Origin of the sequence: Mariniflexile fucanivorans (assembly GCF_004341235.1) — a bacterium.
GTDB lineage: Bacteria > Bacteroidota > Bacteroidia > Flavobacteriales > Flavobacteriaceae > Mariniflexile > Mariniflexile fucanivorans.
Window position 1 is genome coordinate 551021 of record NZ_SLUP01000002.1, and the last position, 24808, is coordinate 575828.

The 24808-nt window shown below is 34.2% G+C and carries 13 protein-coding genes; all 13 read right to left on the reverse strand.

Features of this window, described 5'->3' with window-relative positions; all coding sequences use genetic code 11:
* Positions 1 to 28 precede the first annotated feature (28 nt).
* Positions 29 to 3001 (reverse strand): SusC/RagA family TonB-linked outer membrane protein, encoded by a 2973-nt coding sequence (locus EV196_RS05845; protein WP_132216036.1) that lies wholly within the window; start codon positions 2999 to 3001, stop codon positions 29 to 31.
* A gap of 159 nt (positions 3002 to 3160) precedes the next feature.
* Positions 3161 to 4954 (reverse strand): alpha-L-fucosidase, encoded by a 1794-nt coding sequence (locus EV196_RS05850; protein WP_207902819.1) that lies wholly within the window; start codon positions 4952 to 4954, stop codon positions 3161 to 3163.
* Between the two features lie 411 nt (positions 4955 to 5365).
* Positions 5366 to 9499 carry a hybrid sensor histidine kinase/response regulator transcription factor gene (locus tag EV196_RS05855; RefSeq protein ID WP_132216039.1) on the reverse strand — a complete coding sequence of 1378 codons (4134 nt, stop codon included), beginning with the start codon at positions 9497 to 9499 and terminating at the stop codon, positions 5366 to 5368.
* A gap of 141 nt (positions 9500 to 9640) precedes the next feature.
* Positions 9641 to 11488, reverse strand: coding sequence for an alpha-L-fucosidase (locus EV196_RS05860; RefSeq protein WP_132216042.1), 1848 nt, complete (start codon positions 11486 to 11488; stop codon positions 9641 to 9643).
* A 73-nt stretch (positions 11489 to 11561) separates the two neighbouring features.
* Entirely contained in the window at positions 11562 to 13061 is a 1500-nt protein-coding gene (locus EV196_RS05865) for an arylsulfatase (protein WP_207902820.1), read from the reverse strand.
* A 43-nt stretch (positions 13062 to 13104) separates the two neighbouring features.
* A complete protein-coding gene (locus EV196_RS05870; protein WP_132216045.1) occupies positions 13105 to 14151 on the reverse strand; it encodes a glycoside hydrolase family protein in 1047 nt (348 codons plus the stop codon).
* Positions 14152 to 14336: 185 nt separating this feature from the next.
* Positions 14337 to 16028 (reverse strand): sulfatase family protein, encoded by a 1692-nt coding sequence (locus EV196_RS05875; protein ID WP_132216048.1) that lies wholly within the window; start codon positions 16026 to 16028, stop codon positions 14337 to 14339.
* Positions 16025 to 16912 (reverse strand): alpha/beta hydrolase, encoded by an 888-nt coding sequence (locus tag EV196_RS05880; protein WP_132216051.1) that lies wholly within the window; start codon positions 16910 to 16912, stop codon positions 16025 to 16027. The genes EV196_RS05875 and EV196_RS05880 overlap by 4 nt, the downstream gene beginning before the upstream one ends.
* A 122-nt stretch (positions 16913 to 17034) precedes the next feature.
* The gene (locus EV196_RS05885) at positions 17035 to 18747 is read right to left on the reverse strand and encodes a discoidin domain-containing protein (protein WP_132216553.1); all 1713 of its coding nucleotides are present in this window, start codon (positions 18745 to 18747) and stop codon (positions 17035 to 17037) included.
* A 52-nt stretch (positions 18748 to 18799) separates the two neighbouring features.
* Entirely contained in the window at positions 18800 to 21073 is a 2274-nt protein-coding gene (gene bglX / locus EV196_RS05890) for a beta-glucosidase BglX (RefSeq protein ID WP_394343241.1), read from the reverse strand.
* Positions 21074 to 21126: 53 nt separating this feature from the next.
* Entirely contained in the window at positions 21127 to 21933 is an 807-nt protein-coding gene (locus EV196_RS05895) for a carboxylesterase family protein (RefSeq protein WP_132216057.1), read from the reverse strand.
* An 11-nt stretch (positions 21934 to 21944) separates the two neighbouring features.
* Entirely contained in the window at positions 21945 to 23324 is a 1380-nt protein-coding gene (locus EV196_RS05900) for a glucoamylase family protein (RefSeq protein WP_243652184.1), read from the reverse strand.
* On the reverse strand, positions 23321 to 24697 hold the full coding sequence (locus EV196_RS05905; RefSeq protein ID WP_132216060.1) for a glucoamylase family protein: 1377 nt from the start codon (positions 24695 to 24697) through the stop codon (positions 23321 to 23323). The genes EV196_RS05900 and EV196_RS05905 overlap by 4 nt, the downstream gene beginning before the upstream one ends.
* Positions 24698 to 24808: the final 111 nt, after the last annotated feature.

Here is a 24808-nt window from a genome sequence, read left to right on the forward strand (position 1 = left end):
TTTAAAGTTTTAATAGTTAATATTTAAATTAGAAACTAACATCAATTCCAATAAGAAGCGATCTGTTTTGTGGATAAGCTATACCATCAAAACCTCGTTGAAGTTTGTTAGCCACACCTGTGCTTACATCTGGATCAAAACCTACATAATCTTTAGATTTAACTAAGAAAAGGTTTGTACCCGTAAAATAAACTCTAAGTTTATCAAATCCACTAATTAAATCCTTTGGTAAATTATACCCTAATTGTAAGGTGCTTAATCGTAAATAACTGGCATCTTGCACATATAAACTACTAGAAAGATCATAATTATCACTATTAAAAGCAGGGTATTTTGCATTTTCGGTATTATTTACAGACCACATATTATTACGGATTGAAGCAAAACTATTTGCACTAATTTCATTTACACGAAAAAATTCCTCACTGTAGTTTTCGTTACCTACACTAAATGCAAAGAATGCCGATAAATCGAAATTTTTATACGTAAAATTGGTTTGTAGTCCTCCGAAGAAGTCGGGGTTGGCATTTCCAATAATTTGATCATCGTATTCTTCGCTATATATGCCATCTGGCACGCCATCAGGACCACTTATGTCTTCAAAAATGGCATCGCCAGTAGTAGGGTCAAATCCTAAATATTTAGCACCCCAGAATATACCAACAGGCTGGCCTACCATTAATCTACTAGCTTCATCCGTAGCAGGAGCACCTAGATTATTAGTTGAAAGAAATGTACTCTGTCCTAAATCTAAAACTTCATTTTTAAAAGTAGAGACGCTCAAGGAAACATCCCATTTAAAATTATCTGTTTTAACTATTTTTCCATTTAAGGTTACATCAACACCTCTGTTCTTAACCGCTCCAATATTTGTTAATAGCGTTGTAACACCTGTAAAATCAACTGTATTTTCAGCTAACAATAAATCTGTCGTTTCTTTATAGTAAACATCAACCTCGGCAGAAAGTCTTCTATTAAATAGAGAAAATTCAAGACCAGCATCATATTGATCGGTAATTTCCCATCCAAGATTTGGCTTTGCAATCTCACCTTGGGTTACGCCTGGAACCACGACTCCATTTACAATAATTGTATTGTTATCGATATTATAGTTAGCAATTGTGTTAAATGCAGCCACACCTGAATTTCCAGTTCTACCATAATTAACTCTCAATTTAAGGTCATTAATAGCATCTACATCTTTAAGAAAAGACTCTTCTTTTACTTTCCATCCAATTGATGCTGATGGGAAGTTTGCGTACTTTTCATTGATTCCTAGGCTTGACTTACCATCTCTTCTCAGCGATGCATTGAAAATATATCTATCTTTATATATGTAATTAACTCTACCAAAAACACCAAGTTGATGAATTTCACTATAATCAGAAGTTATTCCCACGCTTTCTGCAGGTGCCAATTGAACGGCATATACATTTACACCATCACTTGGTATATCGGCCGCTGTTATCTGAACACTTTCGCTATTCTGAGTCTGGAACGAAGCACCAGCTAAAATATTTAATGAATGGTCGCCAAAAGTTTCCGTATAGTTAAGGGTGTTTTCATTCAAAAATTCTTGATTGTTGGATCTATTAATTATTGCTCTAGCCAATTTATTACCATCCATTATATAACTAGGATTGGTTGAAGGCGTAAAGCGGTGACGTTTGTTATACACAAAGTCTCCTCCAAAAGTAGATTTCCATGTTAATTTATTATCAAAGAAATCTCCCTGAATATAAGTGTTTATAAAAATCTTATCCAAAGTAGTCGTATCATCGTCTAATAAAGCATCAGCTAACAAGTGACCCGTTTTGCTTCCTAAAATAGGATTCGTACCAATCCAATAATTTCCCTCATCATCATAAACAGGTTTTGATGGATCTTCTCTTAACAACTGTGTGAAACTTACCACATTATTATCTTTATCCGTTCTTGAAAGGGATAAATTTAATCCTGCTTTAAAAGTCTTTGACAACTTAAAATCAATATTGGAACGCAAGCTATACCTATCAAAACCAGAGCCTTTTACAATACCATCTTGTGTGAGAACACCTCCAGATACATAATATTTTACTGCTTCAGTACCCCCGCTAACAGACAATTGATAATCAGATAAAACAGCTTCCCTTATCAACTCCTTTTGCCAATTGGTGTCAGTTGCTGGAAGATCATTTAGATCAAATGGTAAATTAGTTTGGTCTGGAGCAATGTTATTAAACCATGTAGCCAGTTCACGAGTGGATTGCACATCAATTTCCTTTGGCAACGTTTGAATACCAGAAGAGGCTCTAAAGTTTACAACTGGCTTACCTATTTTACCTTTTTTTGTTGTAATAATGATGACACCATTTGTTCCCCTAGCACCATATATGGCTGTTGAAGATGCATCTTTTAATACTTGCATAGACTCAATATCATTAGGGTTTAATGAAGCGATATTATCAGCTCCTACAAACCCATCGATTACATACAAAGGGTCATTTCCCCCTGTTATAGAATTACCACCACGTATTATAATTTCCGGAGCACTGCCTGGTGACCCATTAGATGAGGTTACTTGAACGCCCGATGCTCTACCTTGAAGCGCATTCTGTGGGTTAGATACTGGTGTCAAAAAAGCTTCTTTAGTATCTACGACAGAAACAGAACCTACTAAATCTTTTTTCTTCACGGTTCCATAACCAATTACTACGACCTCGTCTAATGCTGCAAGGTCTTCTTTCAAAATAATATTTATCGTGTTTTTACCTTGAACAGGTATTTGTTGGTTCACAAAACCAATATAAGAAACTACTAAAATAGAATTTTGACCAGCAACCTTAATGGAAAAATTACCATCAAAATCAGACAGTGCTCCATTAGAGGTCCCCTTTTCAATTATGTTTGCACCAGCGAGTGGTTGGCCGGTGCCATCTGTTATTTTACCTGTAATTGTCTTGTTTTGAGAAAAGACGGCTACTGATATCATAAAAATAAAAGCAGTTAAAATTTGTTTCATAATTAATTTAGTTTAAATGTTAGTATTAGGTTTAGTTGTTGCAATTTCTATTTCGTGGTTTTAGAATCATGTTTTTTTCTGAGAGCTTACTTGAGTAGGTTACTCATTTCTTTTAAAAAATTCATATTATTATTCACTAAAATTTTTATCATTTTATATTTAATTTATAGGTTTCATTATAATTGCTTTTAAACTAGACGTTTCAGGATTTCCTTCTACTAAAGAAACCGTTACTGTATGTTTTCCTGCGGTTTTAAATTCAATAATTCCCATAGGATAGGGCTGGTATTTTTCGGTAGCTGCTTGTTGGTTTTGAACCATTATACCTTCATCTGTTGTTGTTTTCCAAACCAAACGGTCTTCACCTTTATAGTTTAATTCTAAATAGTAGTAACCTGGTTCCAACACATTTACTTCCCATTCAGCTTTTCCGTTTTCTTCCCATTTATCTATTTGCATCGTTCTTTTCCATTCACCAAACTTCTCCATCCATCTTATCGATTCTTTATTGGCATTGGAAACCTTCGCAAAATCTGTTAATATTGACGTTGAAATATTTGGATAAACCCCATGGGATTGTTGAACCTGAGCTTTATTTTTCAGTTTAACTTCTATGACAGAAACAGGCGAATCTGGCTTTTTATAAGGGACTTCAAAAATGGTCCAATTGTTTTTCTTTGTGAATTTTAAATTATTTGAGTCACCTACAATATTTGCTGAAAGAATATCAGTTTCTAATCCTGGTAGATACAATTTACCGTCTTGTGGCCAATCGAACACAGAAAGGAATAAAGAATTGCCTTGGGTAGTAACATCTCCCCATGGCAACGCATGCCCCCAAGGAGAACTTCCCGCTCCATAAACAACCTGTGGATATTTTTGAATCCATTGACCTGCTTTTTCTAAAAACTGCACGCCTATTTCTGGCACACTGCCATCACCTTTAGGTCCAATATTAAATAAATAAGTACCGCCTCTACCTACCGTAGAAATCAATCTGTGTAAAATTTCTTTGGGACTTTTAAAATTGTTATCGTACCAAGCATAAGACCATGAATCGTTATTGGTATCGCAACTTTCCCATAAAATGTCTAAATTAACAGGTGGCACCTCCATATCGCCATGGCTTACGTAATCGCCCAAACCGTAACCAACTCGACTACAAAGCATGGTATTAGGTTGTAATTCTCTAACCATATCTGCCAATTCAACTACATATTCCTTTGGCATACCTCCCGGCGTATCAAACCATACAAAATCGATGTCGCCATAATTGGAACAAATTTCCTTTACCTGTGGTTTACATTTGTTATAGAAATAATCTTTAAATGCTGCTTCGTTACCATTAGCGTTTTTTTCTGGGCCACCAGCACCACCTGGCGTCGTCCAATCTTGATAATGTGAATAATAAAATCCAAAACCCAATCCTAACTCGTGGCAGGCAGCTGATAATTCTTTCATAGGATCGCGCCCAAAAGGAGAGGCATCAACAATATCAAATTCGCTAACTTTAGAATCAAACATAGCAAAACCCTCATGATGCTTACTCGTAATGATAATGTATTTCATACCAGCATCTTTTGCTAATTTCGCAATGGCTTTGGCATCAAATTTTGTTGGATTGAAGTCTTTAGCAACTTCCATATATTCTTTAGGGGGGATGTTGGCTACTCGTGGGTTCATGAGCCATTCACCAATACCATAATAGGTTTTGCCTTCCCATTTTCCAGCCAATTCAGAATACAGGCCCCAATGGATGAACATCCCAAAATTGCTCTCATCAAAAAATCTTCCTCTACCTTCTCTAATTTTGGCATCAGAAACAGAAGCTTCTCCCCACATCTCATCCATACCTTGACTTTCACTTTTTTCCTTTTTTTCTTGTGAAAAAAGCTGGAAAGAAAAGAGCATTGCTATTAGCATCCCTAATATTAAATTTTCTTTTTTATGCATATAAAAAGCTTAACGAAAAATTATTTAAAATAACTGATGACCTAAAACCACCCTTAGTGAAGAAGTATTAAAATTTTCAAGTCAAGCCCACTATTAAAATAGGTATTCTTTTGAGTACTGAAATTGGTATGCAGCACATTTAAATTCAAAAAACAATTTAAGATCATTACAATTCACTTTTAATTATTGTAAAAACTTGAAAATTGAAAAAGAACCTTATAATATTTAATAAAATTAGACTGATGAAGCTTAATTTAATGACTTCAGTTTAGTTTGGTTTCTACAAATTTGCACAAACATTTGAAAAAAGGCTTACTCAAATCATGCTTTTTGCTTGCATGATTTGAGTAAGCCTAAAAAAACTAAACAAACACCTGTATTTAAACCATTTAATAAAAAATAAAACTCAAATTAATCATGCTTTTTCACAAACTCTGAAGGAGATAATCCGTGAATTTTTTTAAATGATGAAGAATAATAGGACTTTGACTCTATGCCAATTTCGAACATAACATCGGCGGCAGATAAATTTTTATTGGCATTTAATAATTCAGCTGCTTTTTGCAAGCGAAAGTTTCTAAGGTAAACGCTAGGGGCTTGACCGGTTAGTTCTTTAAGTTTCCTGAAAAAGTTGGAGGTACTCATACCAATATCGGTAGCCAACTCTTCAACACCAAAAGCAGAATTCGCCATGTTTTTATCTATAGAAGTATTAATTTTTTCTAAAAATTCCTTGTCCTTATCAGATGCTATTAAAGAATCTTTAGGCAAGAAGCTGTTTCTGGAGAAATACTCAAAGATGCGCTGTTTGTTTTCAATAAGTGTTTTTACCCTAACTTCTAAATACTTTATTGAAAACGGCTTCACGATATAATCATCGGCACCTAGCTCTAAGCCCTGAATTTCCTTAATATTATCACCAATAGCCGTTAATAGTATGACAGGGATGTGACAAAATTCGGCACTAGATTTAATTCTTTCACAAACCTGATAGCCGTTCAATTTTGGCATCATAACATCACTAATTACTAATTGTAACGGGGTTTCATTTAATATTCTCAATCCTTCTTCACCATCTGCAGCAAGCAAAACATTGTAATTATTTTTAAAAGATTCGTACAGAAAAGAGCGTACATCCTTTTCATCATCAATTACCAATATGGTTGGGCGCAATGCGTCTACGGCTTGAACTTGAACACTTTCCAATTCAATAGGCAACCAATCTGTTACTAATTTTTGATATGTACCCAACTCCCCATCTTCAAGATAAACTCCTTTATCTACAATGGGCAACGTGATTTTAAAAACTGTTTTCTCATTAGTTTCACTTGTAACTTTAATGGTGCCTTCCATTAATTCTATCAACGATTTACAAAGTGCTAAACCAATGCCTGTCCCACTCCAGTCATTTTTATCATCTACGCCTCTATAAAAACGATCGAATATTCTATCAATTTTATCTGAAGGAATACCCTCGCTCGTGTTTGTTACTTGAATAAAAAGAGATTCGGCGTCATTTTCAGATACAAAGCCTGCTTCAATACTTACTTCTCTATTTAAATCGGAATATTTAACTGCGTTAGAAAATAAATTTAAAATTATACGCTCTGTTTTATCAATATCTAAAGAAATAAGCTTGTTTGGTTCATCAACTTTATAATAAAAATTTAGGAGTGTTTTTTCGGAATATTCTTCGAAAGCCTCTATTAAGGGATAAATAAAATTTCCTAAAGTAATTTTTGAATAATTTAATTCAAGATGACCAGTTTCGGCTTTTCTATATGAAATAAGTTGATCGATAAGACGTTGAAGCCTTGAAATATTATTTTTGATTATAGAAAAGTATTTTTGATTTCCTAAATCTATATTTTGTTCTGCTATTTTTTCTAGAGGACCAATAATTAAAGAAAGTGGTGTTTTAAAATCGTGGGATATGTTGGTAAAAAATCTTAATTTGGCTTGATTCATGTCCTGAACCCGTTCTTTATCCAATTGTTCGAATTTAAGTTTTTGGTTTAACTTCTCTAATTTAACTAAATACTCAAAAACCCCATATGTAATAAGTATTACCAAAAACACCCATAGGGATATACTCCACCATCTTAAATACCATGGTGCTAAAACTTTTATAGTGAAATTTTCTATGTTTGTGGTCCAAACCCCATCGCCGTTAGCGCCTTTATATATAAAATTGTAGGTACCTGGGCTTAAATTGGTGTAAGTTGCAGTTGTTTTTCCTGCATCAACTTCAATCCAATCTTTATTGACACCTTCTAACTTATAAGCTAATTTATTTTTGTTTGGAGTTGCACTGTGCTGTACAATAATATCCAATGATATATTTCTACTATTATGCCCAAGAACTAATGTTTTAGTATCTGAAATTGAGCGTTCTAGTACCACTTTATTATTAACTTTTTTTCCAACTACAATGGGTTGGTTGTTTATTTTTAATCGAGAGATTAATATTTTTGGGGTGATCTCGTTTTTATGGATTTGATTTGGGTTGAAAATAGTTAAACCGCCAACACCTCCCATTAACATCGTCCCTTTTTTTGTTTTTAAATAAGCCGATTGCCTAAAATTATTACTTAAAATACCGTTGTTTACATCATAAAAATCGAATGTTTCTTTTAAAGGATCAAAGTAGCCAATTCCCATATCGGTGCTTAACCATAGATGCCCTTTATCATCTTCTAATATACCGTATATAGCTTCATCACGAAGACCTTCTTTTCTATGGTAATTCTTAATTTTTTTAGGTTCTCCCGAAAAATTTAATTGAATTCTTGTTAAACCTCCTCCAAATGTTCCCAGCCATATATCTTTATTTGCACTTTTGTGTATAGACATAATACGGTTGTTGCCAATTTTTAATTTAGATGATGTTGACGTTATGTGGTTTTTTACTAACCAAGAACCGTTTTTATTTACGACCCTGAAAACACCATTAACGGTTATAAACCAATAATTTCCAAAATCGTCTTTTAAATAATCATTAATTTGGTTATCGTTGCCTATGGCAAACAATGGTTTTTCGGCTTCTAAAGGTGTGTTTCTTAAAATATTTTCCCAAGGATTATTTAATATAAATACTTGAGAGCCTCCTATTATAATTTGATTGGATTGGATTTGATCAATTAACCGGTAAAAAATGGGATTTACTAGCTTTCCTTCAACCTTAATTTGTAGACTTTTTAGGTTATCATTTTTTTCATCATACACATATAGTCCTTCGTTGGTGCTAATCCACCAATATCCTTTATGGTCTTGATAAATACGTAAGACCCATTGGTTCTTTAACTTACTCAACTGATTTTTGAACCGCTCAAAATGAATCTGATTTCCTGTTTGGATATTTAGTTTTTCCTCAGTTCTGCAAATGGTACTCTCGAAAAAGGAAATCCAAATTTTCCCGTCGGAAGCTTCTGTTATATCTGTAATTAAATTACTAGAGAGCGATTCGTCATCATAAGGATTATGATAATAATTTTGAAAAGGTTTTTGGTTTTTATCAAATTTATTCAACCCTCCTTGGGCTGTTCCAATCCATAAAACACCAAAAGCATCTTCAAAAAAACAATTTACTCGGTTACTCGTTAATCCATTGTTATATTTGGAATCGAACTTAAAGGCTATGAATTCCGATTTGCTGACATCATAATATAAAGTACCATTTTTTCTGGTTCCAATCCATAATTTTTTCTCCTTATCCAGATATAATGATAAAATATTATATGAAGTCTCAAAATCCTCTTGATCCGAAGTAAAATACGACCCTATGGTAATTAAACGACTGTTTTCTTGAAACGTTTGATAAAGCCCTGAATTTGTTCCAATCCATAATGTGTTATCAACCTCAAGTATTTTTTTTATGTTAACAATATTCGAGTCTAATTGAAGCTCTAAAATTCCGAAAGTATAATTTTCGTTTTCATTAAAATCTAATTTATAAACTTTACTATTGGTGGCAACCAACAATCCTTTATTTGAGTGAAATACTAAATCTGTAATAGCATTTCTTCCCAATTCTTTTTCTAAATTGATTTCAGCAATTTTATCTACTTTTTCTAAGTCATTATTACCTGAGTCATATACCTCTATTTTACTATCTCCAGCTACCCAAACCCGGTTTTTAGAATCTTCTATTATAAAAAGGCCTTTTTTAGTAGATTTTTTTATAGGTATAAACTGCTCTTTATCTGTTAAATACAAACATAAGCCTTCTCTTGTTCCAATCCATAACCGACCTTTAGAATCGGTAAAAAGATTTGACACATAGTTATTAATTAAAGATTCCGGTTCATCATAATTTTGGTAATAATAATCAAATGAATATCCATCATACCTAACCAAACCATTTGGGGTGCCAATCCACAAATAACCTTTTGAATCTGAAGTAATTGCATGTATGGTATTTTGATAAAACCCTTGTTCACTCTTAAAGGACTCTATTCGTTGATTACTTAGCCTAACATTTTTTGTTTGCGCATAATTAAAGCTTATGTACAAAAATGTTAACAGATAAATTATCCTTACTTTCATGTTTTATACTGCATTAAAAACTAATATTTTATTCAATTAAAAGACAAAAAATTCTACCACTATTGCGTTACTTTAATAACTTTTTTAAAAGTTAAAGAACCTTTTTAAATAATTTAATTTGAACTCAAACTTACACATTAATTACTTCAATGCCATTACAATTTTAACAACAAATCCATTTTCGTTACTTTCTATTCCTTTTAGGTTAACTTTAAGTCCGGTTTCGTTTTGATTCCATTCCACTTCATTATCATTTCCAAGAATTTTAACACCTGTAATTTTACCAATATCTTTTTTGAAAGACTTAATTGTAATTTCCCCCAAAGGTTTAACAAGTGAAATAGCATACACGTTATTTTCTTTAGTTGTGAACCAAAAATCATTGGAAGTAAATGTTTTTTTAAATCCTTTTCCTTCCCTATGGGTTGTTCCGTCCAACAAAGTTTCTTCTTGCCCTTCGCTACTACTTATGCTCCATCTTTTTGTTCCATAAATAGCTTCGCCATTGGTGTGCATCCACGTTCCAACTTCCCTTAAGATATTTTTACTTTCTACAGGTACATCACCCTTTCCGTCTGGTCCAATATTCAACAAATAATTCCCACCTTTTGAAGCAATATCAACAATATAATACAGGGTTTCCTTGGTGCTTTTCCAATCGTGGTCGTAAGATTTGAATCCCCATGAATTATTGGTAGTACCACAGGTTTCCCAATATTTGTTTACAACTTCATTGGCTGATGGAATTTTATTGTCGCCCGCATCTTCATAATCACCAAACCCCCAACCTATTCTTCGGTTTACTAAAATATGCGGGTTCAAATCATACACCATTTTATAGAATTTAAAAGATTGATCTTCGGTTATAAACCCTTCACCATCAAACCAAATCAGCTTCAGTTCTGGTAACATACTAATCAATTCCTTTATTTGAGGATAGGCTTTACTTTCTAAATATTCAGCATGTGTATTCGGACTAGGATCCCATAAATTTTTACCCGACGGATGTGTGTAAATGCCCAAAGAATCGTTTACTTTTTTAATGTTTGCGTAGTTTCCGTCTGTACCATCCATCCAATCGTTTCCATGCGAATAATATACCCCAAAATCCAATTCTTCCGCTAAACAAGCGTCGTACAGTTCTTTAACTAAATCTCCTTTATATGGAGTAGCATCTGCCATGTCGTATTCAGAATATTTTGAATCGAATAAGGCAAAACCGTCGTGGTGTTTTGAGGTAATAACTACATATTTCATACCGGCATCTTTAGCTAGTTTTGCAATGTTTTGCGCGAAAGATTTATCAGGATTAAAGGTTTTTGCCAATTCTTTATACTCGTTACGAGAAATTTGAAATGCGTGCATTAACCATTCAGCTACTTTTGGCCCTGGCTGAGACACATCATTAATTTTCACACCATTCCAAATTCCACCCGCTTGGGAATACAGTCCCCAATGGATGAACATCCCAAACTTGGCTTCTTTGAACCAATTTAAAGCCGCTTTTTTTTCGGGTGATTGATGCATTGCCAACCATTCTTCATCATACTTTCCGGAGCCCATGGGGTTTTTATAATGGGGAATGATTCTTATTTTATTAAAATCTGATTTTGTCTCTATTGAAATAATCTGATTTCCTGTATTAGAGAATTTAACTGTTTTTTGAAACTCTGAAACTATTTTATTGGAATTGATTTTATAATCGGCATGTAATACTTCTTTAAACTTTTGTCCTGCAACTTCAACAGAAACGGTATCGGTTGGCAACTTATCGAACACCATTTGAACAACATAATCGGCAGGATGTTTTACATCAAATTTCCAAGTGAATTTATCGGCTTCTTGAGTTGTGTTTGATTTTTCTAAAACTATCCAATTGGTGGTTTGATCAAACGGTTTTTCATTTACTGCTTCATTCTTTGGAGTATTTTTACAAGAAAAAATAGCGAAAATGAAGATTAAAACTGTTATATATTTTAGTGTTTTCATTATATAAACTCACGTTGTTTATTGGTAAATGGCAACTAACCTTAACGGAATAATTCCCACAGACCCTTCTAAATTAATTAAATTCAGGACTCCAATCTGGAATACCTTTTTCTTTTAATTGTTTACTATATCGAACATGCAAAGGTTGCTCATCCACTTTCGGACGGTTTTCATTTACCATTAAAGGAATGGATTCATTCCACCAATTATCATAAGGAATTTTGAAAGTAGAAATAACCTCTGGATGCGCATCAAAAACGTTTGTTGTTTCCCCTGGGTCTGAAGCTATATCATACAATTGATTGTTGTTAACAAAACGCCATTTTTGATTTCTTACTGCAAATGATTTATATTGAGCTTCATCGATTTCACCTGTAGCCCAACGTCCGCAATGAGTAAACATCAAACGGTCTTCCCATTTAATATTCGAATTTTCCAATAAAGGAACTAAAGATCGTCCTTCCAATGGTTGCATCTTTTCTGGTAGTTTTACCCCAGCTAATTCAACAAAAGTTTGATAAATATCAATGTGCGCAGCCAGTTGATCGATATCTTTCCCTTCGGAAAGTACACCTTTCCAATACCAAAAGAAAGGCACATGGTTTCCGCCTTCATAAGGTGAATTTTTCCCACCTTTTAAATTGGCATTGAAGTGTTTTATTTTTTCTCCATTCAAGGTTCCAGACAAATGTGTCGCCCCATTATCGGTGGTGAAAATTACCAATGTGTTTTCAAGTGCTTTCCACTCCTCTAATTTTTTCATTAGTCGGCCAAAATTATCATCTATATTTTCAATCATACCGTACCGTCCAGCTGTTCCTTCATCATAACCTAAATCTAAAAATCGTTTTTTATATTTTTCAGGAGCTATAAGTGGCGCATGTGGTGCATTTAATGAAATATATGTAAAATACGGTTGTTTGGAATCTATTTTCTTTTTAGTCCACGCCAATGCCGCATCGAAAAACACATCGGTACAAAAACCTTTTGTTTTTACAATCGTTTCGTTGTGCAATAACACATTATCAAAATATAAATTTTCACTATTGGGAGGAAAATCTCCAAAATTCACTTGACCAATGCCACCAGCGCCATGTATTAGTACTTCATCAAATCCTCGGTTTTGAGGTAGATACGCATCGGCATCACCTAAATGCCATTTTCCAAAAATACCAGTTTCGTATCCTCCCGCTTGCAAAGCTTGTGGCAAGGTATAAATATCCAATGCCATTCGTTCTCTTTCTAAAATGGTATGGGTAACACCCGTCCTAAATTCGTGGCGTCCACTCATTAAAGCGGCACGTGTTGGGGCGCATGTAGGGCTTACATGATATTCGGTAAAACGTGTAGATTTCTTGTAGAACTCATCAATATTTGGTGTTTTTACAACTTGGTTCCCCATACAGGACAAATCACCCATACCTTGGTCGTCCGTCATAACGAAAATGATATTAGGGCGACTATTTTCTAAAGTTTTTCCTTTCGATTGGGCAAAACTCACCTGTACCATTACCAAAAGCACAAGGAGTCTTAGGCTTATTTTATTGTTAAATTTCATGATATATTTTTTCATTTTTTATGTTTGACTGAATCAGCCTAATTATTTATATTCTATATTATTTCCAGCCTTCAATTTTTAAGAAAAAACCAGCAGTTGGATCATCATCATGACATGCCAAAAAAAGACATTCCGGTTCTCCGTTTTTCCATAAAATATTGGGTCTTTCAGTTCTTGCCAACTCCTTATTAAAATAATGAGTATTTGTATTATACCCAATTTCTGGTCTTCCCCAATCTATACCATCTTTAGATTTATAGATTAATCCTGGACGATTTCCACCAGGTTTTATTTTATCTTGAGGTGTTGGGTTGCCTTCCAAAGCGCTTTTTACATCCATACGATCCTCAACAATCATGTAATACATGCCTTTATAGTAAAACGCATAAGGGTCTTCAATATCCAATTTTTCATTCGCATAACTAATTAAGGGATTGTTAGGATAATTTACATAAGGACCTTCTAGCTTATCACTTGTTGCCATAGAAATTTCTCTGTATTGTTTGGGCGCATATTTATCGGAAATTGACTTATAATAGATTCTAAACCTACCATCAGTATCTACTACAAAAGTAGGATTGGAAGCGTGGATAATATTGGAGCCATCGGACTGTTTTCCAGAAGCTTTAAGAATAGGATTAAAGGGGCTTTCCGTCCAAGGACCATATAGTGATTTTGAAGTAGCTATCCCTATTTCTTGATTGACTCTTGGCGTTGATGCATTCTTGAGCAAATAAACAAGAACATAAGTATCTTTAACCTTCGATATTTGTGGGTTATGGTATGTTGCGGTTTTACTAGCAAACGTAGTATCTACAAAAGTATAGGGACCTTCTGGTTTATCGGCTGTAAAATGCACTATTTTGCTATTTTTTATCCAACTACCATTATTAGGTATGGTAGACATAAATATGTGTAATTTTCCATTTTCATCATACATGGGTGCCATACACCAGTTCCACCAACCATCTTCTGCAGGCAAAATGTATTTACCAGCTACAAGCGATTTACTAAAAGAGGATTCTTTTATCGATAAATTTTGCTTACAGGAAAGTACTATTAGTATAATGCAAACTACACATATTATTTTAATGGCGTATTTCATTTTTCATGATTTTCTACAAAATTTCGAAAAAATCATTGAAAACGCTTACTCAAATCCACCAATATTTTGCTCAATTTCTTATAAATGACATAAAACACATTGATTTTTAATAATTTGGCAATATTTTATAGAATTCGACCTATGTACTTTTGAAATATGTAACGTTTTCATTAATCGCTCCATGATTATAATTTTGTGTCTTTATCTGTTATAGGGTTGTAAGAAGTACCTGTGTGCCCACGTAATTTTTCAAATTGTATATATGAGTTTTCAACTTTTTTTGATAGTGTTTCCTCAAATTCCTTGCTGGTAACTTGGTACTGGGTTTGTAAAGCCAGTAATTTTTTGTGAAGCATTGTTTTAACTTCGGTATATTCTGAATTATCAATAACATTTTTAAGCTCTTGTGGATCTTTTTCTAAGTCATAAAGTTCCCATTCATCAATATCATCATACACATGAATGAGTTTATAACGTTTTGTTCTAACGCCATACATTTTTTTTACCATATGAAATGCTGGATAATCATAATAATGATAATAAATAGCATCTCTAAAATCGTCTGAATTTTGTTTTTGTTCCAGTAAGGGTCTTAACGATTTACCTTGCATATCTTCAGGGATTTGAACATGTGCGTAATCTAAAAATGTTTCGGCAAAATCGATATTTTGGGTTAATGCATTAATAACAGTACCTTTTTTTATGCCGTTGGGATATTTCATTACAAGAGGCATGCTTAAAGATTCTTCATACATAAAGCGCTTATCAAACCAACCTTTCTCACCTAAATAAAAACCTTGATCGGTGGTATATATCACAATGGTATTTTCAGATAAACCATTGGCTTCCAAATAATCAAGAATTTTGCCAACACCCTCATCAACCGAAGCTATTGTTGCCAAATAATCTTGCAGATAACGTTGCCCTTTCCACTCTGCCAATGCTTTCCCTGAAAGATTTGCATCATGAAATGCATCATTTTTTGGTTGATATGCTTTATCCCAAATGGCACGTTGTTCTGCGGTCATTCTGTCAAAATCTGTAGTCCATGGGTTGTGCGCCAATTCATTACTACCTTTTTCCTTGGTCATTTTAAGGTCATGACCTTCATACATGTCTTGATAAATTGTTTGTAGTTGCTCTTTAGAGGCCGTTGAACCTTCATGAGAAGTGAAATAAGTATCAGGAAGCGGAAATTTAACAGCATCATACTTATTTAAATGTCTCAATGCTGGCATCCAATTTCTGTGCGGCGCTTTATGATGTAGCATAAGCATAAAAGGTTGCTTACTGTTTTTTACGTTGTCTAGATATTTTATGGCATCATCTGTAATAATATCGGTGGCATACCCTTCTATTCTTGTGGTATCAATTTTCTGGGTTTTTTCATTTATGGCAATAAAATCTGGATTATAATAATTGCCTTGATCGGTTAAAATATGCCAGTAATTGAACCCTTGCGGAAGTCCGTCCAAATGCCATTTACCAATCATTCCTGTGTTATAACCTGCTTTTTGGAGTAATTTTGGAAATGTTTGTTGATTCCCATCAAAGGTATCACCATTCATTCTAAATCCGTTAATATGGCTGAACTTACCCGTTAAAACCACAGCTCTACTAGGGCCGCAAATAGAATTGGTGCAAAAATTATTTTTAAACAAAGCACCTTCTTTAGCTATTCTATCAATATTGGGGGTTGGAGCTAATTTACTAATTGGGTGTTCATAGGCACTAATGGCTTGAGTTGCATGATCATCTGCCATGATGTATATGATATTGGGTTGTTTTAACTGTGGAATTTCAGCTTTTTGTACTGGTTTTTGTCCACAAGATTGCAGTATAAGCGCCATACAAACTACATAAATTGATGTCCTCATAATGTTTTAGTTTTTATAATTTTAGTTTGTACAACCTCGCTATTTAAAACAGTTTTCTCAAAGAATTCAAAAATTTCATCAAGTTCATCCATTGGAATTTTTGCAACCTCATGCATACCTCCTTTTACAATCTTGAAATAATATGAAGTTTCAAATGCATCAAGTTTTTCTGCTATAATTTTAGATCCATCCAGCATGAGATATCCAGGTTTTTCAGGGTCGCATAAATGATGTGGCGCACTAGCAAAAGGGACCAATTGATCTGCAGTGCCATGAAACAGAACACTAGGTAAAGCATTAGCTTTTGTTATATAACTGGCATTAACCACCGCCCCAGCAAATGACAATACGCCGGCAAATTTCACGTCTTCATACTTATTAAGATTATCAACAAAATAAGGTTTCATATAAACTGAATTTAAAATTCCTTCAGCACCTGCACTACTGCCACCAGCAATAATTTTTGTAGTATCAACGTTTAACATTTCAGCATTTTCAACAACAAAAGCAGCGGCATCCAAATAATCGATAGTGGCTTGTTTGAAAGTCTCAATTTTATCTACTTTTGGACATAAGCAACTAAATTGGGTCTCGCTACCTGTTCGCAACAATCTATAAGAAACAGAAATACCTATATAACCAAATTTTGTAACCGCTCCACAAAGTTGTGCATCGTCTACATAATCTCTTGAACCTATTGAAAACCCACCACCATGCATCCAAAGCAATGTTGGCAATTTAGTATTAACCTCAATGTTTTCGGGTCTATACACATCCAATTTTAAGGTGTCTTTTTCTTTTATGTTATAGGTATAAGTTGTTTTAGTTTGAGCCAGGAATGGCGATGCAAAGCTTAAAAAAATAATTACTACAATATATTTCATCTCATCTAGATTTTCTTAAAAAACCCACAAGATTTGAATAAACCTTGCAGGTTAGTCGCTATTAGTCACTTCAATAAAAAGTTTTTAATTTGAAATTGATGTATTACTATTTCAAATTTGATTTATTCAGATTTTTTAATTTCAGAACGTTCACTCATTCCATTAGCATTAAATGCTTCTATTTGAAAATAATAGGCATCAGCTCTATCTGCTCCAGTAAAAAAGTATTCATTTTTCCCATAAACCATGATGCTTCCGTAAAGTTTATCAGGCGATTTTCCCCAGTAAATTACATAGCCATCTGCTAAGGGATTTTGTTGCCATTTAAACCAGATGCTTCTGCGTTCACCATATTTTTTTGGACTGGACCGTAATACAATAAAATTTTCGACCTTTTCGGGTTTCTCACTGTGTCCTTTTCCAAAAACGCGAAAACCACTTAATGCAAATTTACCTGTGGGCATGTGTAGATTTTCCATTTTTAAAAATCGGAATTCGACAGGTGTTTCCAATTCTATATAATCGTGAGGAACATCGGTTTGGTTTTTGCTTTTATCAATAACCACTTGCCATTTCTTCCCATCATTGGAACCATATATTTTGTACTGATGAAATTTGCCCAACGTTTTTCCTAAAAACTCAACATCTTGATCGGCATAATTAATTTGAATGGCGTTAATAGTAGAAACTTGACCTAAATCGGTTTGAAACCATTCCCCTTTAGTCCCTGTTTTTGCACTCCAGTACGTTTTTATATCTTCATCTACCACAAAATTAGGATGATAACCGCCTAAGGTTGAAGAAACTTGAACTGGTTTTTGATAATTTAAAAGCATCCAACCTGTAAACAAACCTTTAGAAAAATCTTTTTCTTTTGCAAATTCTGGTAGCAGCGTTGGATAATCGCCATAGGCTGTATTGCAATACATAACATCATCGGCATCAAAACCTGCTGGCCAAATACCTAAGCGTCGTTCAAAATTATTTTTTGTAGAAATAAAAATCGTTGATACATGCCAGTAGTTTTCGAAATTATCTTGAAATGTTGCCCCATGACCAGCACCGCGAGCAAAACCACCCGGTTTATATGAAAACGGATTATGCTGTTGGTATTCAAACCCATGTAAAGGGTCTTTGCTTACGTAAACACCATCGGCATAACCACTAAACTCTGTTGCTGGCGCGCCGTATTGCATGTAATATTTATTGTTGTGTTTGGTCATCCACGCGCCTTCTATAAAGGGTTGTAAAAATACATTATCATTATATTCACCAAAACGCTCCCACCCGTGATCTTCGGGAAATAATCTAACAATAGGCACAGTATAACCTTCCGACTGCATGGTTTTGGTATTAATTTCGGTACCTAAAAGCGGCCACACATTACTGGATCCCCAATAGAGATATAGCTTGTCTTTATCGTCATCATAATGAAATGCAGGATCCCAAGCCCCAACTTTAAGTGTATCTACGGCTATTTCCCAATCATTAACCGTAGGATTTGTGCTTTTGTAAATAGGAAAATCTGATTTCCATGTAGAACCATATACGTATAGAGCATCTTTCATAACAAACGCAGCAGGAGCATTCAAATCGTGCGTATAAGTATCATCACGAAGAAATTTTCTGTAAACGAAATTCCAATTTAGCATATTATCACTCCACCAATACCCTTCTTGGTTTGTTGAAAAAAGAAAGTATTTATTTCTAAAATTTACAATAACAGGATCTGCCGTAGCACGATGCTTTCCTTGAGTTGAAAAACGTTCAAAGGGTGTATATCCATAATCGACATTAATGGGATTGCAATAGGTTTTTTGCTGAGCAATAACCATTTGAAATGAACATAAAATTAATATGACAACTATTTTTTTCAATTGACAAGGATTATTTAGTTAATTCAAATTGGGATGATAAACTAGCATTGGAATCGGTTCCTACAAATATTTGAAACATGCCAGGTTCTGCTATAAAATCTAAATTTGAATTATAGAATTTTAAATCTTCAACAGTCAATTTGAAAGTTACCGTTTTAGTTTCCCCTTTTTTAAGTTCAATTTTTTGAAAACCTTTAAGTTCTTTTACGGGTCTTGTAACTGAACCTACAACGTCTCTCACATATAATTGAACCACTTCCTTTCCATCAAAATTTCCTGAATTTGTGACATCGACTGAAATAGTTACACTGCCGCTAGTATCCATTTTTGTTGAATTCAATTGTAAATTATCATAATTAAATGTGGTGTAGCTTAACCCATAGCCAAAAGGATATAGAGGTTCGTTACGAACATCTAAATAATTACTTTTGAATTTTTCAAACTTACCTTCATTATTACCTAATGGACGTCCTGTATTTTTATGATTGTAAAAAAGAGGCACTTGCCCCACATTCATAGGAAAAGTTGCTGTTAATTTTCCTGACGGATTTACATCACCAAACAACACATCTGAAATTGCTAAACCAGCTTCACTCCCCGGAAACCATACATTTAGAATGGCTGGAACGTTTTTATTTTCGTCAACAATCGCCAATGGTCTACCAGTAAACAAAACCAAAACCACTGGTTTTCCTGTTTTTAATAAGGCGTTCAACAAATCTTTTTGAACTTGTGGAATTTGTAAATTTGTTCTGCTACTACTTTCACCACTAAATTCAGCCGATTCACCTAAAGCAGCAATAATAACATCTGATTTTGATGCTATGGCTAAGGCTTCATCCATTAATTCTTTATCGGTTCTACCATCTCGAGGAATCTCTTTACCAAACATGGTAGCCCGCTTTTCTAAATCTAAATCGTAATCTATATTACTTCCTTTTGCGTATTCAATTTTGGCTTTATCTCCCACAACCGTTTTTAATCCCTCCAATAACGGGTTAGATAAATGCTGTTTTGTAGCCACACTCCAAGTACCTGCCATATTAACAGCCGTATTTGCCAAGGGGCCAATTAATGCAATAGTTCCCGTTTTTTTTAATGGCAGTAATTGGTTATCATTTTTTAAAAGCACCATAGATTCTGATGCTACTTTACGTGCAAAAAGCTTGTTTTCTTTGGTGAAAATTTCTTTTGTTGGTCTGCTAGTATCGCAATATTTATAAGGATTTTCGAATAAACCCAATTCATATTTTGCTGTTAGAATACGTTTTACGGCTGCATCAATATCTGCCATTTTCACTTTTCCGTTGTCAACAGATTGTTTCAATGTTTTAACAAAAGCTGCTGGAATTGTTGGCGAATCGCCAGCCATATCCATATCTACTCCTGCGTTTAACGCCAATGCCGCTACATCGTATTTATCGCCAACACCATGTTCTATCATTTCATAAATTCCTGTATAATCGGTTACTACAAAACCATTAAAGCCCCAATTGGTTCTCAATAAATCGGTAAGCAACCACTTGTTTCCTGTCGCAGGAACACCATCAATTTCGTTAAATGACGCCATTACCGAACCCACGCCAGCATCAATTGCTGCTTTATATGGCGGTAAATATTCGTTATACATGCGTATTTTACTCATATCCACCGTATTGTAATCTCTTCCTGCTTCTGGAGCACCATAAAGCGCAAAATGTTTAACACAAGCTAACATGGTGTTATTATTGGTTAAATCGTCTCCTTGGTAACCGTGTACCATGGCTTTCGCTATTTCGCTGCCTAAGTAAGGATCTTCGCCAGAACCTTCTGAAACACGTCCCCATCGTGGATCTCTGGAAATATCGACCATAGGAGAAAATGTCCAGTTAATACCATCGGCAGTGGCTTCTTTTGCTGCCATTTGAGCCGTTTTTTTAATCATTTCCATATCCCAAGAACAGGATAAGCCTAACGGAATTGGGAATGTGGTTTCGTAACCATGAATTACATCCATCCCAAAAAGTAAAGGGATTTTTAATCGGCTTTTTTCAACAGCAATTTTTTGAATTTCTCTTATTTTTTCAACAGACTTCACATTGAACAAGCCGCCAACTTTACCTTCTTCAATTTTTTTGGCAACGTTAGAACTTTGTGCTTGCCCCGTAGTAATATCGCCCGAGGTTGGTAAATTTAATTGTCCTATTTTTTCTTCAATAGTCATTAAACTTATAATAGAATCTACTTTCGCTTCAAAAGGACCTTGATTTAGCGTTTTAATAGGAATGTTCGATTTACATGCCATAATAAAAATGGTGGCAACTCCTAAAAGAGCGTATTTGATGTAATTTAGATGCTTCATTTATATTCGTTTTTTGATTTTGAAAATAGCCATGTTAATAGTTTTGGTTCTGCAAAAGCAGAATCCCAACTATTATGATTGTCGTTAGCGTATATGGTTACATTAGGTTTTCCTCCAGCCTTTAAATAAGCCGAAACCATGTTGATTGATAATTGCGGATCTACCACATCATCGTTAGCTCCATGAAACACCCAAAGTTCTGTGTTTTTGGCATAGGCTTTTGCACCATCCGGATTACCACCACCGCAAATAGCAAAGGCTGCCGCAAACATATCTGGTTTTCTGTAAAGCATTTCAAAAGTACCCATACCACCCATGGAAAGTCCGCCTATATATACTTTTTGCTTATTGGCGTAAGGTTTGCTTAACATATCTTCCATTAAAAGCATGGTTAAATTTAAGGCCTTTGTTGGTGGATTATTTAAAGGAAATGTTAATGTGATAGGTTTTGTGCTTCTATCTACATCTGCATTGGCCCAATAGTCATTTTGAGGACATTGGGGAAAAATAACGATGGCAGGAAATGCACCTCTATTTGTTTCATCTGAAAATAATTTACCACCATGTGTTAACTGTTTCGTATTATCATTGCCCCTTTCACCAGCACCATGAAGAAACAATACAACAGGATATTGTCTTGTTTCTGAAAAATTATCAGGATACATGATTCGATACTTTAATGTATCTTGATTTTTAATAAAAAAAGCTTCTTTATATAGATTATTTTGTTGAGCACTTGTAAATTCAGAAAACAACATTAAAATAATAATTAAACAACAATTTATCTGTATTTTATACTTCATATCACTATTTTTTAATAGTTAAACCCAAGTTTATTTAAGCCGTTTTTCACATCGGTATTTTGCATAAATAAGTCCCAGAGCAAACCTGTTCGGTGATTTTCAATCATAATAATTTGTGGCCCTTGGTCTATTGCCAAATACGCATCGGCAACCCAATAATTGTTTTGAGGACTGAAAGCATCATAAAAACCAGCAGGTCCTAATAATTTATCTTTTTTCTGATAAAGAAAATGCATCACACTTAAAGATTCTGAAGGTGTATAAGGTATGGAACTGATAGCTGCTGTTGGTGAAATAACGCCCAAATCGTTTGAAGGACTATGCGCTGAGTAACCTATAGAGCCATCTGCATTTCTGGAATAACTAGCTGTTAATCCCCAACAGTTTGCACCATAATCTGTATACCCTTTGGGATTTGAAATACAATATTGACGGTTTATTTTCGTGTGATTTACCACTAAATTCCAATAATTACCATATTGATCGGTTAAATTTTTAGGATTTAAACCTAAAAAGGAATAATGACTGAAAAACAAAGGGCCTCCAAAATTAGAACCTCCAGCATGTTTTAACACTAATGGAAACCCATATTGAGAAGCTGAAGACACAATTGATCCATTAGAAGCCCACCCATTTTCATACACTGCTTTTGAAATGGTATAATTTGGAGATGCTGCCGCTAAAACATAGGTAATTAAAGTTTCATTATAACCCGTAAGCTTTAAATTAATGTCAAAACCGTAATTAGGACTCCAATGCCAATATAAGGCGTTTTGATTTTGAGTATACCAATTCCACTCGACACCTTTCCATAAATCATCCGCTTTTTGTGCTGTTTCTTTTTCAGTATCAGTTCCGTTTTTTAAATATTCTTTTACACAAATTAACCCTTGTACCAAAAAAGCCGTTTCCACTAAGTCACCGCCATTATCTTTAGTACTAAAAGGCAACACATCACCCGTTCCACCATCTAACCAATGTGGCCATGCCCCATGAAAGCGATTGGCATTTTCTAAAAAGGTTAAAATTTTATTTAATCTTGCAACACCCAAATCTTTAGATACATAACCTCTTTCTATACCAACTAAAATAGCCATAAGTCCAAAACCAGTACCCCCTGTAGTGACTACATTTTGATTTAATGTTGGATTTGTTGGATGGTAGCGTTCCTTTGCTGCACCCGAATTTGTATTGGCAAAATCCCAAAAATATTTAAAGGTTTCCTTTTGGGTTAAATTCATCATTTCATCATCCGTTAAAGGATCAACTGTTGGTTCGGTTGGTGTGGGAACATAGGGTTCTTGGTACCCTGGTCCATCATCAGACCCACATGACGAGATAAGTAATATGGTAAAAATGGTGTATATTAATTTAATCATGAGTTTCTTCATTCATTATCAGTTTTAACCTTAAAACCTAATCGGCCCAACCCGATTTTCACATCCTGGTTATTCATAAATAATTTCCATAACAAACCGGTTCTGTAGTTTTCTATCATAACTGGTATAGGACCTTGATCTATAGCTAAATATCTTGGTAAAAACCAATTATCTTGCAAACTAAAAGCATCATAAGGACCATATTTTCCTATTAAAGAGTCATGGTCTTTATACATTTTTTTAAGCATCTGCATACTTTCTTTTGGCGTATAAGGAAAAGACGATAAAGCTGCTGTAGGTGCAATGACGCCCAAATCATTACCAGGTCTGTGCCCTTTGTATCCTTTTACAGAATAACTTGAGGTTAAGCCCCATAAACTATCACCATAACCTTTATAATTTTTAGGATTATCAACCGCATATTTATAATGGATTTTAGCTTGATTTTGAACAAGTTTCCAATAATCGGCATAAGTATCTGAAAGTCCGTGAGGATTTAAACCTAGATAAGAATAATGTGCCCAGAATAGAGGGCCAATAGGCGATTCATCATGTTCATAATAATTTAATACTAAATCTTCATCATATAATTTTTTAGAAGACACTATTTTTCCATCCTTAGCCCAACCTTTATGATACACTGATGGTTTTATAGGATGTGTTGGTGATGAAGCAGCAAGCACATACATAATTAAGCATTCGTTATAACCACCTACGGGAAAATTCATATCCCATCCAAATTCTGGAGACCAATGCCAATAAAGCACATCTTCACCATTTTTAGTGTACCAATCCCACTCAACTTCTTTCCATAATTTATCTATTTTAGCTACAAGATCTTTTTCTTGGGTATTACCATTTTTATAATATTCTGAAACTGTTAAAAGACCTTGAACTAAAAATGCGGTTTCAACTAAATCGCCACCATTATCTTTTTTGCTAAAAGGCACTACTTTTCCTGTTTCACCATTTAACCAATGTGGCCAAACGCCATGATATTTATCAGAAGTTTCAAGAAAATCAACGATTTTATAATAACGCTCAACAGCCTGTTCTCTAGTTATAAAACCTCTTTCGATGCCTACCAAAATGGCCATAACACCAAAACCGCTGCCTCCAATGGTTACTGTGTTTTTTGGCGAAGTTGGATAAATATCGTCCATATGTATCCTTTCGCGCGCCATTCCTGAATTTGGTTCGGCTCCTTCCCAAAAATAATTAAAGGTTTGTTTTTGAACAGTATCTAATAACGAGTTGTTATTAATATCTATAACAGAAACTGATCCAATATTTACTTTCGTTTGTTTCTCAAATTTTTTACAATTCAAAAAGAGCAAAACAATAGCTGACAAAACCCAAAATATTTTGTTTGTTGAAAATACCATTAGAAAAATTTTATAAACTCCAGCTGTAGTTTTATACAGCTGGAGTTATTGAAAAGATTAATTCAATATTTTAATAAAAGCTTGTTTAGAAATTTATAATTTAAGAATACT